Here is a 16,076-nt window from a genome sequence, read left to right on the forward strand (position 1 = left end):
CGAGAAGCACTTCACATCGGTCTCGCGCAGACCGATCGGGTCGCCGCGGCGCTTGAACTTCGGGTAGCCGCCTTCCTTCGTGAAAAAGCGCTGGAAGGCGCCATCGAGCGCACGCACCACGTTCTGCAGCACGTGCACCGGCACCTCGGCGAGATAAGCCGTTTCAGTGGCTTTGCGCCAGGCGGTGACCCACTTGGCCATGGTGACGTAACCGGCATACTTCGCACCCCGCTCGCGCCGAGCCTGCTGCTCGGCCAGGGCGAGATTCCACACCTTGCGGCTACACCCCGCCCAGCGCCGCAGCACCGCCTCGGCCTTGCGGTTACTCCGAAGCCGATACCGGTACGCACGATGGAAGCCCGTTCCCTCACTCATGCGATCAGGCTCACACATCCAATCCGGATTTCAAGCCCCAGTTCGCCTGCGGCGAACGCGCTATCCTTCCTCCCCGTGAACGGCGAGGTTTGACGCGCATTTGATCAGGGCGGGCTGGCGTTCGGGAAATGGCCCGATTCGAGCACGAAGGGGGAGGGTTCTTCGGCCATCACCGAGGACATCAGTAGGTGGTTCTTCGCCCGCGTCATGGCGACATACATGAGGCGCCGCTCTTCCTCGTGGTCGGGGGATTTCGGACTGGGGCAGGTGGTCGATTCGGTGCCCACGATCCACACCTTGTCGAACTCCAGGCCTTTCGAGCCGTGCATTGTCTGAAGCTGCACGCCTTGCGGGCGCTCCTTGCTGTCCGACACGGACGTGATGGCATTGACCCGCATCGAGATCGTGCCATTCAGCTTGCACAGGGTGTTTCCTGCCGAGACGATGCGCTCTTTCTGCCCTTCACCATCTTCAAGACCGGCGAACCAACTCGCCACGGCGCGGATCGCGAAGTTGAACCGACCTTCAAGGATCTGTGATCGCCATGCCTTGATGCGCGAGCAGAAGTCGAGGATGAAGGCGCCTTCGTCGGCCATCATCTTCTCCGTCGAAAGGGGCGTGCCTTCGAGGAGGGAATCGAACCGGCCGTGCAACTGCTCGTGAAGTGCCTTGATCGCCTCGGTCGCCTTGGACCTTCCGACCTTCATCATGAGCCCGTGGTTCAGGGCGTGGTCGATACCGCCCGTGTTCCCACCGTCCAGCGCGGACAGCAGGCTCAAGAGGAGCGACTGCGGAGCACGCGACCAGAACGATTCCTTGGGCGGCCGATAATATTGGATGCCCCTGGCCTGCAGCTCTTCCTCGATCGGGTCGAGCAGGCGACGGTTGCGCGCAAGCACCGCCCAAGAGCCCGTGGGAACCGTGAAGCGGAAGAGGGGGTTGTTGTTCTTGAGCGGGAGCGCGTCGGCCTGGATGGCTTCAGCCACCATCTGCGCTTCATCGTCACGCCCCGCAGCGCGCACCGCCTTCACCGAGCCTCCCGGGCCGCGTCCTGCCACGAGCGCCTTGTCGATGCGCGCCGTGTTGTGCTGGATCAGCCTATCCGCAGAAGAGAGCACCTCCGAGTAGCAGCGGTAGTTCACCCCGAGGGTAATCCGCTCGGCGCCGGTGGCATCCATGAAGGACTGCATTCCGCCGTAGCCCAGCGCGCCGCGCCAGCCATAGATCGACTGGTCGTCGTCGCCCACGACGGTGATGTTGCTGCCAGCGCGCGCATGCTCGAGCACCCATTCGAGCTGGATGTTGTCCGTGTCCTGAAACTCGTCGACGAGCATGAACTTCACCGGGTAGGCCCGGATTTCGCCCGTCTTCATCATCTTGACCGAGTCACGGATGACATCGTATAGGTCGCAGACGTTGTGGCTGGCGAGAAGTTTGGCGTAGGCCAGATAGACAGGGTGATCCTGCTCGGGTGCCTTGCCAAGGGCGCCCTTGGCCTTCTCAATGATCGCAGTCGCTTCCTCATACTCCATGCCGGGCTCGCCCAGCGCGATTGCGCGGCGCAGGAAGGTGACCTGCTCGTATGGGGTAGCGACCTTGCTGAGCTTATTGTGGTTGCGCAGCTGTCGTATCGCAAGGGAGTGGAAGGTGCCGATCCGGCACGCGCTCTTGAAGAGCGGCTCTCCGATCTCCTGAGTCACGCGGTGGGAGAGTTCGCCGGCGGCATCCCGTGTGAATGTTACGGCACAGATGCGTGCCTTTTCATGCCGCTTGAGCAACGCGCCGATCTTGGTCGTAATGACCCGAGTCTTGCCAGAACCCGGGCAGGCCACCACGAGGCAGTGATCATCGGTGTCGACGACGCGTTGCTGATCTGGGTTGAGTTGCATCAGGCAGCCAGGGCGGTCGCCTCTTCTTCGGCCTTCTCAGCCACCGACTCGGCAATCGCTTCGGCCTCGTCAGCCGGCAGCATCGGTACGATTCCGATGTCGTCGTCGCCGTCGGCTTCAACCGTCTCGCCCGCCTTGGCTTCGGACAGGGCCTTGTTGGCGCCGGGGAGAACCGTGCCGGTGGCCTTGGCTCGGGCTTCAGCTTCGACAACCTTCTCCTGCAAATAGACGCGCATCTTGCGGGTGGTCGAGGTGATGCCGCGCAGCGTGTTCTTCAGGTCGAGTTCGGCCTTGGACTTCTCGCTATCGGTGATCTCGCCTTCCAGCCACAGCGTGCTCACCAGGCGCAGGAACTCGTCGGCTTGCTGAAGCACGCGCAGGTACTTGCCCTGTGCCGGCACGATCACGCGGGCCACAACAGCTTCGTTCTGGTTGAACTCGGCCGTCTGCTCGATCCCGGCTTCGGTCATCACGGCACGCATGGCGCGGATCTTCGACTCGAGGTTCTTGCTGGAGGTCTGTAGGCGCTTGTAGATGCCGTCCTCGGCGTCCGACATCTTCTTCTCACCCAGCAGGATGCGGCCGAATACCGTGATGTAGTGGCAGTTGCGGCCGATCTGCTCGAAAGAGCGGCGGTACGAGTGGCGAACGGTGGGCGAGCCCAGCGTGATTGCCTTCTCGGCAACCGGACCGTCGAAACGCTTCATCCAGTCCGACTTCGCGTCGGTAAGAACCTTGTGAGCCATGTCGCTCTCCATGAGTGAGTGAGCCTCCATCATCACTGCAGAGCGAAAACCAGGTTTGCTCGTAAAACATGCGTTTTCGGCTGTTATACGAGGGCGTTCCCGTGTCCTTGTCTGACTTTTAGCAATTGCTTGACAGTCGAAAACGACGCGACATACCATGCAATCGCGCTGTACATGAGCAGTGCGGAGTAGCTGGAACTCATTCCATTTCGAGCCATGCAAGTGTAGCTACGACGGTAGCTCGTCTCCCCTACAAGTACGTCTGTACAACCGCGGGCATCCCCATCGAGAGCGATGCTCGCGGATCCTCAAAGCACGGTAGAGGCGGTTGCGCCATTCAGGGTTTGCACGAAGTCTGAATCGCTCAACGGTTTCCCTGTGCAGAGGATTGTCCTCGCACTTCGACTCCATTGCGGAGTCATGCGGACCATAGGGGGTCTGCCTGTCAACGACGCCATTGCGGCGCACCCGGGTCTCGAGCCCAAATCAAGGCACATCCTTGTGCCAGCACCTCCAGTGCCTCATCCCCACGTTGGGATTTCCGATTGAGCATGTATGCGTAAGACCGTGGATTCGCTCTCCTTGAGTAATACGGCAGCATGCTCCGTGAGCCCTGCGTCCGTTCCGACTTCAGTCGGCGGCTCTTGTTCATTCAGAACAAGAGAAAGGGAATTCAAGCCGGTGCCAGCGCAACCGTTCCGATAGACCGCAAGGCGGTTATCACAGGTTGGCTGGCACCCAGTACCCGCGCTCGGCGCAGGTCAGTTTACGACCCTATGGGATCCCATGCCCATAGGGGCATGGTGTCTCCTGGGGTCTCCCCTGCCGCGAAAGTGGCTTCCAACGGGCTACGGCCCACCACGAAGGAGATCATCATGTTCAAGACCGCTTTGGTCCTCGCCGCACTTGTCGGCGCCATCCAAGTCGCAGCCGGTACCGCCGGTGGTGCCAGCGCTACCGACGCCGTTGCTTCGGCAGCACAGAACCGTGCAGCTCAGATCGAGGCTGCTCTCAACTAACCGAACGCCCCCTTCGGGGGGCGATTTGGCTTCCAAGCCCTCTTCCGCTAACCGACTCGACATCGGATACCGAAAGCGGGTTTTTGTGGCAGCGAGCTGGCGCAGCCGCACGGGTAACCGTAGATCCAGCACTTCACAAGTCTTGTCGTTCTGACACGACATCCATCAACCCACCGGGGCTCTTCTCCGGTCGGGGAAGAGGTCTCCGGGAATTCTGGAGAACCAAGATGGGCATCCTTCTCGATATCGCGATTTGGCGCCAAGGGCGGCAGATCGATCGGGAGGTCGTCATCAATCGTCCTGATGGCATCCAGACGCATGTCTGGGGCCTGGGCGATGAGGTCGGCGTCATCGAAAAAAAGCAGGGTGGCGCGTTTCTCCGCTTTCGGGTGGAGGAGGGCAAGCCCTTCGGGCGAGTGGTCGGCGTCATCAAGCGCCAGATCAAGCGTCAGGCCAATCAGGGGGTGAAGCAATGATCTCCCTGGTTGAGCGCTTCAGCTTCACAGAGCAACTCCCCCTCTTCGAGCTGATCGAGAACGCCGGCGTATCTCCGATTACCCAGCCACGGCTGCGTGCTCGGCGAAACAAGGGCGATGAGGATCTCCTCAAATGGCTCGACATTCCGATGTTCGATGCCAAGGGAGAGCCGACAGCCGAAGCGGCCATCGCCGACGAGCTTATCGACGCCCCCGAGGCGGTCGATGTGTTCGCCGACGAGAATGCCGTAAGGACCGAATGGACCAACGAAGGGGTAATTCAACTTCACTCCGTTCTGCTTGAGCAGAGCCTTCGTGCCCTCGCGGGCCGAGGCAATCCCATGCAGAAAATGGAGATCCTCGACTGGATCTTCGAGCCCGACTACGTCGGAACGGTCCAGCGCGAAGGGCGTGAGAAGCCGGTCTTCAACGACCGGATCCCATTCACGTTCGCATTCTGCTGCCGCATCGAGCGTATGAACCCGGACACCATTCGGGACTTCCTGCTCTCAGTCATGCCGGCTTCAGTTCGCTATCGCTATCAATAACCCTCGGGGAGCGCTTCCCTGTGGGGGAGGCTTCCCGATTCATCTGGAGAAAGATGATGAATCACCAAGAAGTCCGTGAGTTTTGCGAAGCACGGGGGATCATGGCACTGGCGCAGCCGACGCAATACACCCCCAAAGTCAAGCCTGACTTCTCGTTCCGCAAGGAGCATGTGGTCGAGTTGGTCGGTTTCTGGTGCATGGGCGAGATCGGGATGATGCTGCGCGGCCCGAGCGGTTGCGGCAAGACGGCGCTGGTGGAGCAGTTCCACGCAGCGATGAACTATCCCTTGCTGCAGCCCATGACCCATGCGAGAACTGAAGCGCCTGACCTCAACGGTCAGATCATCCCTTCCGAGGGTGGCTTCAAGTATGTCTATGGTCTGCTCGTGCTGGCTGCACGCTATGGCTTGTCGGTGTTTCTTGACGAGTACAACGTGATGGACAGCAGTGTGACCACGAGCCTCAACCCGATTCTGGAAGGAGGCAAGTTCGAGATCCCCGAAACGGGGGAAACGATCTTCCCGAAGGAGGGGTTCCGTGTGTTCGCGGCCTGCAACCCCAATGACAAGGGGCTGGGTTTCTTCGGCCGGAACGAAGAGGATGCTTCCAACAAGGAGCGGTTCTGGGTGGTGGAGTTCGGTTACCCGACACCGGACCAGGAGGTGCCGATCGTCAGCACGATCCTCAAGAGCGTGTTCGACGATTCGACCGCCGATACCTACGCCCAGAAGATGGTGGAAGTGGCAAACCGGATTCGCCAGCAGTACATGGGCGAAAGTGGCGCAGCTAATGCACTGGAAGTGACGATGTCCACCCGTACGCTTCGGCGTTGGGCCAAGGGCATCACGGTGTTCGGCGGCCAAGGCGGATCGGCTAACCCGATCACCTTCACCCTGGCCAGGGCACTCACCAACAACGCGCCCCGCGAGTCGAGGGATGCCATTCACGAGATCGTGAAGGACATCTTCGGCGCAACGGCGTAAGGAGGTGGGTCATGGCTGAGTTCGTCATGGATGTGTACCACTATCTGGACGCATCCTCGGACAAGCTCTGGGCCATCTGCATCGACGGCCCCCGCGTGATCACTCACTGGGGGCCTCGTTCCGCGGATCGGCTTCAAGGCGGCGGCCCCGTAACGATGGGTGGGCGGCCTGCCGAAGAGGAGGCCCAGCGCCGTATCAGGGAAAAGCTGAACGAAGGCTACAAGGAAGTCGGGCGGCGGCTAATCGTCGATGGGGTGATCCAACAAGGCGATCCCGGTACGACGAGCGCAAGCGTCCCCGATGTACGCCCGCGTGCTTACACGCGGTTCGTAGCGGCGCCCGACTGGCTCGATCAGGTCAGGGCCGTATTCCGCGATCTCGATGCCTACACGGTCGTCGATTCCGGCGAGCGCGTTCAAATCCACCTTGGACCGGGTGCGGCCCTTGATTTGGACGTGCCGCGGCTGGACGCTGACGGGAAGCTCCGCATCAAGGCAGTGTGCAAAGAGGCTCACGGGCCTCGCGGACTGCTCGTGGTTCTTGCTCTCGCTAACCGCTTCAGCGCGAAGGCGTACGACACGGATGGGGACGAGCGCCGAGGCGACTGGATCAGTCACGAACCCAACCGGTTCCAGAAGGCTGATCTCTCCTACGAGAAGATGAAGGAAGAGGCTGCGGCGCTTGGCCTGATCATGCGTCCGCTCACCTTCAAACAAGGCGCTACCAGACTTGGGCTCTTTGCCTGAATCGGTGGCAGTGACCCTCCTCCGCAAGGGGGAGGGAAGGAGGAACGATGTATCCCAACAACCACGGAATCAGCGGGGTCGACCAGCTTCTAGGTTTCATGGCCGGCCTCGTTGGAATCATGGTGGGGGTGTTGATCATCGCGATCGGAGGACTCTGCAAGGTTCCAGTCCTGCTTGTGCAAACGCTCAAGCAGAAGCAGATCTCTTCTGGCGAGGCGACCCCTACTGAAGTCAGCAAGCGTCAGGAGGATGAAGGTCGATCTGACCCCAACCTTCAAGGCGGCGCAGATCGTGTTCAGATGTTCAAGCTCGGAGATCTGGCAACGGTGCACTGCCGGTTCTACATGGACGACGATCTGATCACCCGAACGGTCGTAATGCTCGACGCTGATGCAGCGAAGAAGCACGGACGACGGATTACCTTGGATGCACTCAAGCTGTCCGCAACGGACCAGGGCCGACTGGTTGATATGACCGAGTCGGAAGTCAGGAAGTTGGTGGAGGTTCAACTACCGCCGACCGCAAGCACAGTCGTCAGGAAGGAAGTGCCGGTAGCAGAGGAGGTCGTAGAGACCCCTGACGCGGTATCGGCACCCGAGCCTGAAGCACGCGCATTCATGCGTAAGCCCCGCAAGGGGCTGGCGGCGTATACGGGGGTACTGCTCTCGTGTGGTGTCGTACCACAGCGCCGGGGCAATCGGACGTTCGATTGCTACAGCATCACGATCGATGACGAAGCACTCGGAACGCATCAGCAACTCTCGGGAACAGATCTCGAGCGTGCGCTGGCCGAGTCGGGTGCATCGGCCGGAGACCGTGTCCGTGTGGAAGTGGTCGGTGAGACACCGACCGTCGTGAAAGGTAGGCCGGCCACCAAAAAGATTTGGCAGGTGACCAAGCTCTAAACCATCCCCCAGCCCTACAAGGAAAAGGCTGGGGGGAACAAACCGGAGAAAGAAAATGGCAAGCGTCAACAAAGTGATCCTGGTCGGCAACCTCGGTGCCGATCCCGAAAGCCGCTTCGCCCCCTCGGGCGACGCGATCTGCAACATCCGCCTCGCGACCACCGAGTCCTGGCGTGACAAGCAGTCGGGGGAGAAGAAGGAAGCGACCGAGTGGCACAGGGTCACTTTTTACGGCAAGTTGGCTGAAATCGCCGGGCAGTACCTTCGCAAGGGAAGCCAGGTGTATATCGAGGGCAGCTTGCGCACGCGCAAGTGGCAGGATCAGAGCGGGCAGGATCGCTACACCACCGAAATCCGGGCCGATGAGATGAAGATGCTCGGCGGCCGGGAAGGGGCAGGCAATAGCGCTCCCCAGCAGCCACGTCAGCAGCAAGCTCCCCAGCAGCAGGCACCGCAGCGTAACGCGGCGCCGACCCCTGCGAGAGCCGGTGGCGGAAATAGCGGCTTTGGTGATTTCGACGACGACATCCCGTTCTTGGCCAACGCCATTGGCATGGACGCGATCGCGAAGAAGCACCGTCGCGTCTTCGATTAAGCTGAATCTTCAACCCACAGCGGGGCACTTCCCCGCTGTGGGAGGGTGCTCCGCAACTCCAGCAGGAGCCAACCATGAGCACCCTCATCAACACCACCTTTGAACTGGAAGAGGCGATCAAGGAGCACCAGGTCGTTTCCGGAAACTTCTTCAGCGCGTTCAGCGGGGCCAACGGACATGTCCAGATCGGCTGGGACGGCCAGCAGTTCGTTTCCCGCAGCGCGGACGACGAACCGACCCTCCTCGAGGCGGGCGACATCCAGGTGATGTTGCCCCTTCGCACGCTGAACTAGGAGAAGGTCCATGCAGATGCATGAGGTGACGAGCAGCAACGTTGCCGAGATCGGCTATGACCCCGAATCGTTTGACCTAGTGGTCGTATTCAAGAGCGGGCGCCGGTACCACTACAAAGGGGTGCCGCCCACTGAGTTCGAAAATCTTCGGGCCGCTGGGAGCACCGGCAACTACTTCAACAAGAACATTCGTGACAGGTACCAGACGACCGAGCTTCAACCCGGCCAGCAGCCGGGGTCGGCAAGGCCTTCGACGCGCAAGGCAACTTCCATCTATGAGGAACTGCTTCACAGCGTCAGACCCGGCGTCATCTGCTACGCTCTGTTCGCTTAGCTCCCCTTCCAACGCCCCCAGGCGTCAGAAGGGGGCTTCCCCAAGCCTACGAAGGTTTCGGAAAGCCATGCTTGGCGCTAGAATTCGCGCATTCTGTCCAGAGATTGTCTCTGGCTGATACGGTGCTTCGGCACCCGTGGCACCTCGAGTGCTCCGTAGGGTACGTTAAACCCGGCCATGCAACGCGACCACCGGTCTCCGTCGGTGGACTTCCCCCCTGTGCCGCTCCGCAATGGGCTGCAGAGGGGGGAAGTCCCCGACATCCAAGGAGAGCGATCATGGTTGCAAATCAGCAGAAGGTTGATGTCATTTTCGACAAACTGACCCGGACTTATGGGCTTAACGGGGCTGCCGTTATCCATAAGGCGCTCGTGAAGGGCGAGATAACCCAAGAGATTCGCCGCAAGGTTCGGCGGGTTTGCGTTGTCCATTGAGCGAGTCAGGCGAGTGGCACTCTAACCGTCGAATCCGGCCCAGGCTTCGGCCTGGGCCAGTTCGGCTTCCCTAAGATCAACACCTTCAGTGCTACGTCCGCTGACCTTTCGACAGGGGTCAGCGGACGTAGGCATTGTTGTGCGTCCTTATGGCGCCGCAATCGTAGCTGGCAGCACGAGACACAGTCCTTGTGTCGAAGCCAGCCATTCAACCGGTCCCACGGAGGGGAGTCGTTCGCCCCGTGGGACGACGCTCCTCAGTTCGGACTTTTCAGTACTCCCCTTCACGGGGCCCACCCGAACGTGGCCCCTTGTGGGATCCGCGTTCCGGTGGGCCTCGTGTCGGGGGCTAACCAGGAGAGCGAAAATGAAACTCAACGAAACTTTCATGGGCCTTGAGCCCCAGCAGATCAGCCGCGAGGTGCTTCGCGAGAAGTACGCCAAGGCTGGCGAACAAGGCAGCATTGATGTCCGTGCGCGTGTCGCAAACGCGTTGGCAAGCAAGGAAGCCGATGCTGCCAAGTGGTCCCAAGCCTTCTTCGACGCTCAGGAGGCCGGATTCATCCCCGCGGGCCGCATCAATAGTGCCGCTGGCACCGACCTCCAAGCCACGCTGATCAACTGCTTCGTGCAGCCGGTTGGCGACGCAATCACCGGAATGGATGGCGAAAAGCCGGGCATCTACACGGCGCTCAGCCAGGCGGCCGAGACGATGCGTCGTGGTGGTGGCGTTGGCTACGACTTCTCGTCGATTCGTCCGATCGGAGCTTACGTGAAAGGCACTGCGAGCCGCGCAAGCGGTCCGGTGTCCTACATGAAGGTGTTCGACCGCTCGTGCGAAACGGTCGAGTCGGCCGGCGCCCGTCGTGGCGCTCAGATGGGCATACTGCGTTGTGACCATCCCGACATCGAGACCTTCATCCGGGCCAAGGATGGTGGGGATCTCACCAACTTCAACCTGTCGGTTTCGGTGACCGACGCCTTCATGGAAGCAGTGGAGGCCGGGGGGACTTGGGAATTGGTGCATGTTGCCGAGCCGAGCGACGAGCTCAGGGTCGCGGGTGCCTTCCAACGTGACGATGGGAAGTGGGTGTACCGCACTGTGCCGGCGAAGGATCTCTTCGACCTCATCATGCGCTCGACCTATGATCACGCCGAGCCAGGGGTCATCTTCATCGACCGCGCCAATCGTGACAACAACCTCGGATATGTGGAGTTGCTAGAAGCCACGAATCCTTGTGCGGAGCAATTCCTTCCCCCGTTCGGGTGTTGCTGCCTCGGTTCAATCAACCTGACACTGATGGTCAAACAACCGTTCAGCGCGCAGGCGAGTTTCGACTTCGAACGCTTCAAGTCGGTCATTCGGCCGGCGGTGCGCATGCTCGACAACGTATTGGACCTCACGGTCTGGCCGCTGCCCGATCAGGCTGCAGAAGCGCAGATGAAGCGGCGCGTGGGGCTGGGCTTTACCGGGCTGGGCAGTGCGTTGATGATGCTCGGGTTGCCGTACAACAGGGCCAAGGCACGCAAATTCGCAAGCAAGATCGCCCAGGTGATGCGGGACACCGCATACGAGGCATCGGTGGAACTTGCCATCGAACGGGGTCCGTTCCCGCTGTTCGATGCGGAGCAGTATCTGGCCGCTCCAAGGTTCGCCTCACGGCTGCCGAAGGAGCTGAAGGAGAAGATTCGAGCGCACGGGATCCGCAACTCGCACCTCTTGTCGATCGCGCCCACGGGAACCATCTCCTTGGCGTTTGCGGATAACGCGAGCAATGGGATTGAACCGGCGTTCAGCTTCACCTACCAGCGCAAGAAGCGCATGCCCGACGGCTGCAAGAAGGAGTACGACGTCGAGGATCATGCCTTCCGGCTCTACCGTGACATGGGAGGCGACATCACGACGCTTCCCGAGGCGTTCGTCACGGCGCTGGAGATCTCGGCATATGACCACCTGGAGATGGTCGCAGCGGTCGCACCGTACATCGATAGCGCCGTCTCCAAGACAGTCAATGTCGCCGCGGACTACCCGTTCGATCAGTTCTCCGACCTGTACCTGCAGGCGTGGAAAGCTGGGCTGAAAGGGCTGGCCACCTACCGTCCGAACAATGTGCTCGGATCGGTGCTGTCCGTGAAGGACGACAAGCAGTCACAGGCAGAAATGCCCAATGATCTTGTCGCCGACATGGACCGACGGGTGGTGATCACCGAGGCACCGACACCGGCGCTTGCCAGCTTGCGCTGGCCGGGCCGTCCTGAACTGCCCGAGGGCAACTTGGCCTGGACCTACATGGTCAAGCACCCGCGCCATAGCTTTGCTGTGTTCGTGGGGCAGGTCGAGGAAAGTGGGAAGGCATCTCCGTTCGAGGTCTGGGTCAATGGGACCGAGCAGCCCCGCGGTTTGGGGGCGATCGCCAAAGCGCTGTCGATGGACATGCGAAGCAGCGATGCGGCCTGGCTCAAGATGAAGCTCGATGCGCTGGCGAAGTCTGCCGGCGACGATACCTTCGAGATGGCATTCCCTCCTGGGGGTGAGTCACGCCAGATGCCCGGTATCGTCTCGGGCTTCGCGCAGATCGTCCGTTACCGTGCGGAAACGCTCGGTGCGTTCGATACGGAAGGGGCAACCCCGATGGTCGATGCGATGATCAGCAAGAAGGAGCCGAAGGCTGGCACCAATGGGACGCTGAGCTGGACGGTTGACATCCTGAACCCGGCAACGGGTGACGATTTCGTCCTCGGCCTGAAGGAGCTCACGATGCCTGACGGGCAGCGCCGGCCGTACTCGCTGTGGTTGAGCGGTGCGTATCCAAAAGTCCTCGATGGCCTGTGCAAGCTGCTCAGCCTGGACATGCGGATCGTTGATCCTGCGTGGGTTGGCGAGAAGCTTCGCAAGTTGCTCGACTACCAGGAGCCGATGGGCGATTTCCTCGCCTTTGTTCCTGGCAAGGACAAGCAGCAGAACTACCCGTCCACAGTGGCGTACATCGCGCACCTGGTGATGCACCGCTACACGATGCTGGGCATCCTCGATGAGACCGGGCATCCGGTCGAGGACATGGGTGTGTTCGACAAACCTGCGGCGGTCTACCAGCAGGTCAGCGATCCGGCACGCATCATCGCCGGTAAGCGTTGTGACGCATGCGGCGTAGCAGCCGTGATTAAGAAGGACGGATGTGATTTTTGCACCGCATGCGGCAGTATCGGAAGCTGCGGTTAAACAAATGCGTCGGGCATAGATACAGGCCAATTTAGCATGGTGAAGACAGGGAGAGGGCAACCTCTCTCTGTCGGATCCGATCCGATGAGCGAACTCATCGATTTGGTTCTGCAAAGGGACCAAATCGCTGCGTTTTCTGCCCTTGCATAGGGGCCTTGATCGTGGAATGATTCGAAGAGTGCGGGCGCCGGTGTCCTCCAGCGTTTTGACCCGCAACCGATTTTCACACCCACCCTGAGTGTTTCAGGGCCTGCGAAGCTCGTCTTCGCCCATCAAGCAGCGCAACGCTGCATCTACTGCAACCCATTGGGGACTCACTTCCCCACTGGGGAGTGGTGTTCCCGCTTTTGCTGGAGGACACCATGCAAGCACAAGACCAAACCCTCGACAAAGTCATCTGCTTCGAGTTGGGCGCGATCTCCCTCTGGAGTGGCCGCCGCAAGCTCAAGAAGGAGGACTTGAAACTCAAGTCGGAGGATGAGGTTCCCCCCGAAGCGCTTGCCTCCCTCGGGAGCAAGAAGGTCATCGACCCGGAAGAAATCTCCGACTTCGAAGCCATGAAGAAGGAGGCGCACCGCGAGTGCGCCAAGATCGGCATTCGTTTCCTTGGCGGCTATGCCGTCCCGGAACCAGCCGCGAAGGATCTTGCGGCCACGCTCGATGAAATCGGTGCGCGTTTTGCGAAGAAGAAGGCTGACTTCCTGGCCAACTACGACGCAACCGTCAGCACCTGGATCGCCGCTCACCCCGAGTGGTCCTCGATGCTCAACGCCGCGGCGCTCACCCGAGCGGATGTGGATTCCAAGCTGCATTACGGCTGGACTTCGTTCCGTGTCGTGGCGGCGGCGGCCGATGAGGCTGAGGAGAACAGCGCCCTGAACAAGGGTCTGTCCTCCGAACTCAAGGGGCTGTCGGGGCAGTTGTACCGCGAAATCGCCAAGGCAGCCGCCCTGGTGATGGAGCAAAGCCTGCTCGGTCGGGATCGGGTCTCGCAAAAGATCCTGTCACCGATCCGCACCATCCGCGCGAAGCTCCTGGGCCTGTCGTTTCTCGACACCCGAGTTCAGCCGCTGATCGGCGCGATCGACCATGCAACCGGCCTTCTTCCCAAAGCGGGATGGATCGACGGGATGTCGCTCAGTGCGCTGCATGGCCTGGTGTTCATCCTGTCCGACGTGGACCGGATGATCAGCTACGGTCAGATGGTCGTTGATGGCGCTGCAGTCGATAAGGCCTTTGAGGCTTCTGTCCCCGGCCTGGCCGAGGAAGAAGACGAGCTGGCCGAAGTGATTGTGGAAACCGCAAGCGAAGCTGCCGCCCCGGTTCTCACCCCGGCGCAACCTTCGCCCCTCGAGGATCTCTTCGGCGGTGCAGCCACACAGCCGACCTCAAGCACTCAATCCGATCCGTTCGCTGCTGGGATCGTTTCGCCGCCTCCGGTGAAGCGCCCCGCCCGCAGTCTCGGACTCTTCGCGTAATCCAACGTAAGGAGAACACCATGACGCACGCCCTCTTGAAGGGGGCGTTGCCGATCTATGCCCGGATGCTCGCAGAGTCTTGCGGCGTCCAGGTCGAGTTCGGCCACGCAATTCCTGAAACCGACGGGATCACGATCTTCCTGCCGGACCTTCCGGTGGATGATCCGACCTCCAAGGCGCTGGCCTTCGGCATGATCATGCATGAGGCTGGCCACGTCACCGAAACGGCATTTTCGGTCTGGCCGAGCAACCCCGTAGTCGACGACATGGCGAACCGTCTGGAGGACATCCGGATGGAGGGTTGCCAGATCAGGAAATACCCTGGCGGCCGGCAGCGGCTGTCGATGATGGTCGATGGACTTGTATCCACCGGGTACTTCGGCTCTCCGTCCGGCGAGATGACCCCGAATGAGGCCATGGCAGCATTCGTGCTGTACCGTCTGCGTGCCAACGTGCTTGGCCAGAAGGCAGTGGCTCAGTACGCGGACATCGCCGAGGAGCAGTGCCGCAAGCTACTTCCCGAGCCGGCGGTCACACGCCTCGACGTGCTGATGAACGAAGTGATCAGCTGCCGAAACACCGCTGATGTGGTCACGCTCGCCACCGAGATCGTCAAGATGCTCGAGGAAGAGCAGAAGAAGGCTGAAGAGGAGCAGAACCCCTCGAACCTGCCCGAGCAAGGCCAGCCTGACCAGCAGGATCAGTCTGGTTCGGCAAGCGGAGGCGCCGGGAACCAACAAGGCGATCCTTCGCAGCAGAGCGGGTCGAATCAGCCGCAACAAGGCCAGCCGGGCAAGCAGGATCAGTCCGGTTCGGCAGCGGGAAACGCCACAGGCCAGCAAGGTGACCCCTCGACGCAGAACGACCCCACGCAGCAGCAAGGCGCAGGGGCCGGGAGCGGGGCGCCTGACCCGACGAAGAAGGCGGAGAACCTGAAGAACATCCTGTCCGGTCAGGACAACAAAGGGATGGTCGATGTGGGTGATCTGCTCAAGGAGGCGCTGGGTCAGATCGGCAAGCAACGTCGCTACGAGAGCATCAAGTTCCCGAAATCGGTCAAGGCCACCAAGGGCGACGGCCATGCTTCGGAGATGTTGGCGCGCGTGTCAGCCGAGACGAGAGCACTTCGTCGCCGGCTGTCGAATGAGATGGAGGCGGTCGCTCAGTCGCATCGGCGGATCGGGCGCACGGGTACGCGATTGGCGACCAACCGGTTGTATCGGTTGGAGACCCTGAACCCCAGGGTGTTCGAGCGGGTCGAGCAGGGTATCGCGGTCAATACGGCCGTGACCATCCTGATCGACGCGTCCGGGTCGATGTCGAGCCGAATCGCCCTCGCGGTCGACGCCGCACTGGGGCTGTACGCCGCCCTCGACAAGCTCTACGGGGTGAGTGCCGCTGTTGCGACGTTCCCCGCGAACGTCGATGGGCATGAAGGGGTGAAGGTCCTTGCCGACTTCAACGACACATTGCGCACGTGTGCCGACTGCTTCACCGGTGTTTCGGCGGCAGGGGGCACGCCCATGGCGGAGGCCATGTTGTGGGCTGGATCGAATCTCGTGCCTCGCAAAGAGGAACGCAAGATCCTCTTCATCTGCACCGACGGCGAGCCTAACAACGGCGAGCGGGTAAAGCAGATGAAGCAGATGCTCGAGGAGGAGGGCGTCGAGATCATGTGCCTGGGGATCGGCCATGACGCTCACGACTACTTCCCCGACAGCCGAACCATCCACAGCATCACCGAGATGCCGCATGCGGTGTTCCAGATGATGCAGCGCAAGCTGCTTCGCCACGCCGCATAACCTTTCAAGCAACCATTTGGTTGCCCGCCCTTCGGGGCGGCTTTCTTAACCACCGCAGTGACGGTCGTTCAGAAAGCCGCTTGGAGGCTTCCCCTTTCTTGCAGTCCTTGTGGCTGCTGGCAGCTGGGCTCAACCAGCACATCAATGCGCCATAGGCGTCCTCACCTTCGGGTGAGATCTATTCAACCGCAAGGCTCCGTCCGGGGCCTTCCAAAGCGTTCGGCCATTACTTG

General features: G+C 60.9%; 16 protein-coding genes. 13 read left to right on the forward strand and 3 right to left on the reverse strand.

What is annotated here, in order from left to right:
* The 3 genes from B447_RS15440 to B447_RS15450 all read right to left on the reverse strand — a co-directional run.
* Positions 1–375, reverse strand: a 375-nt coding sequence (locus B447_RS15440) for a helix-turn-helix domain-containing protein (RefSeq protein WP_037982955.1), incomplete at its 3' end; no start/stop codon positions are given.
* Positions 376–479: 104 nt separating this feature from the next.
* Positions 480–2,264 carry an ATP-dependent helicase gene (locus tag B447_RS15445; RefSeq protein ID WP_002942422.1) on the reverse strand — a complete coding sequence of 595 codons (1,785 nt, stop codon included), beginning with the start codon at positions 2,262–2,264 and terminating at the stop codon, positions 480–482.
* Entirely contained in the window at positions 2,264–3,010 is a 747-nt protein-coding gene (locus B447_RS15450) for a hypothetical protein (RefSeq protein WP_157384700.1), read from the reverse strand. Before B447_RS15450 ends, B447_RS15445 begins: the two co-directional genes overlap by 1 nt.
* An 875-nt stretch (positions 3,011–3,885) precedes the next feature.
* Here B447_RS15450 and B447_RS22610 point away from each other — a divergent pair.
* The 13 genes from B447_RS22610 to B447_RS15505 all read left to right on the forward strand — a co-directional run bounded on the left by B447_RS22610 (position 3,886) and on the right by B447_RS15505 (position 15,843).
* Positions 3,886–4,029 carry a hypothetical protein gene (locus B447_RS22610; protein WP_157384701.1) on the forward strand — a complete coding sequence of 48 codons (144 nt, stop codon included), beginning with the start codon at positions 3,886–3,888 and terminating at the stop codon, positions 4,027–4,029.
* A gap of 227 nt (positions 4,030–4,256) precedes the next feature.
* On the forward strand, positions 4,257–4,505 hold the full coding sequence (locus B447_RS15455; RefSeq protein ID WP_002942425.1) for a hypothetical protein: 249 nt from the start codon (positions 4,257–4,259) through the stop codon (positions 4,503–4,505).
* The gene (locus B447_RS15460) at positions 4,502–5,053 is read left to right on the forward strand and encodes a hypothetical protein (protein ID WP_002942432.1); all 552 of its coding nucleotides are present in this window, start codon (positions 4,502–4,504) and stop codon (positions 5,051–5,053) included. Before B447_RS15455 ends, B447_RS15460 begins: the two co-directional genes overlap by 4 nt.
* A gap of 56 nt (positions 5,054–5,109) precedes the next feature.
* Positions 5,110–6,036, forward strand: coding sequence for an AAA family ATPase (locus tag B447_RS15465; protein WP_002942433.1), 927 nt, complete (start codon positions 5,110–5,112; stop codon positions 6,034–6,036).
* Positions 6,037–6,047: 11 nt separating this feature from the next.
* Positions 6,048–6,782: a hypothetical protein gene (locus B447_RS15470; protein ID WP_002942434.1), complete on the forward strand. Its 735-nt coding sequence runs from the start codon at positions 6,048–6,050 to the stop codon at positions 6,780–6,782.
* A 47-nt stretch (positions 6,783–6,829) separates the two neighbouring features.
* A complete protein-coding gene (locus B447_RS15475) occupies positions 6,830–7,687 on the forward strand; it encodes a hypothetical protein (protein WP_002942435.1) in 858 nt (285 codons plus the stop codon).
* Positions 7,688–7,742: 55 nt separating this feature from the next.
* Positions 7,743–8,282 carry a single-stranded DNA-binding protein gene (gene ssb, locus B447_RS15480; RefSeq protein ID WP_002942439.1) on the forward strand — a complete coding sequence of 180 codons (540 nt, stop codon included), beginning with the start codon at positions 7,743–7,745 and terminating at the stop codon, positions 8,280–8,282.
* Positions 8,283–8,356: 74 nt separating this feature from the next.
* On the forward strand, positions 8,357–8,575 hold the full coding sequence (locus tag B447_RS15485) for a hypothetical protein (RefSeq protein WP_002942442.1): 219 nt from the start codon (positions 8,357–8,359) through the stop codon (positions 8,573–8,575).
* Between the two features lie 10 nt (positions 8,576–8,585).
* Positions 8,586–8,909 (forward strand): KTSC domain-containing protein, encoded by a 324-nt coding sequence (locus tag B447_RS22230; RefSeq protein ID WP_002942444.1) that lies wholly within the window; start codon positions 8,586–8,588, stop codon positions 8,907–8,909.
* Positions 8,910–9,187: 278 nt separating this feature from the next.
* A complete protein-coding gene (locus B447_RS22615; protein WP_157384702.1) occupies positions 9,188–9,343 on the forward strand; it encodes a hypothetical protein in 156 nt (51 codons plus the stop codon).
* A gap of 367 nt (positions 9,344–9,710) precedes the next feature.
* Complete coding sequence (locus tag B447_RS15495; protein ID WP_002942454.1) at positions 9,711–12,563, forward strand: adenosylcobalamin-dependent ribonucleoside-diphosphate reductase; 2,853 nt, start codon at positions 9,711–9,713, stop codon at positions 12,561–12,563.
* A gap of 362 nt (positions 12,564–12,925) precedes the next feature.
* Positions 12,926–14,041: a DUF3150 domain-containing protein gene (locus B447_RS15500; RefSeq protein WP_051018828.1), complete on the forward strand. Its 1,116-nt coding sequence runs from the start codon at positions 12,926–12,928 to the stop codon at positions 14,039–14,041.
* Between the two features lie 20 nt (positions 14,042–14,061).
* Entirely contained in the window at positions 14,062–15,843 is a 1,782-nt protein-coding gene (locus tag B447_RS15505) for a cobaltochelatase CobT-related protein (RefSeq protein ID WP_002942461.1), read from the forward strand.
* Positions 15,844–16,076: the final 233 nt, after the last annotated feature.

This window comes from Thauera sp. 27, assembly GCF_000310125.2.
Classification (GTDB): Bacteria; Pseudomonadota; Gammaproteobacteria; order Burkholderiales; family Rhodocyclaceae; genus Thauera; species Thauera mechernichensis.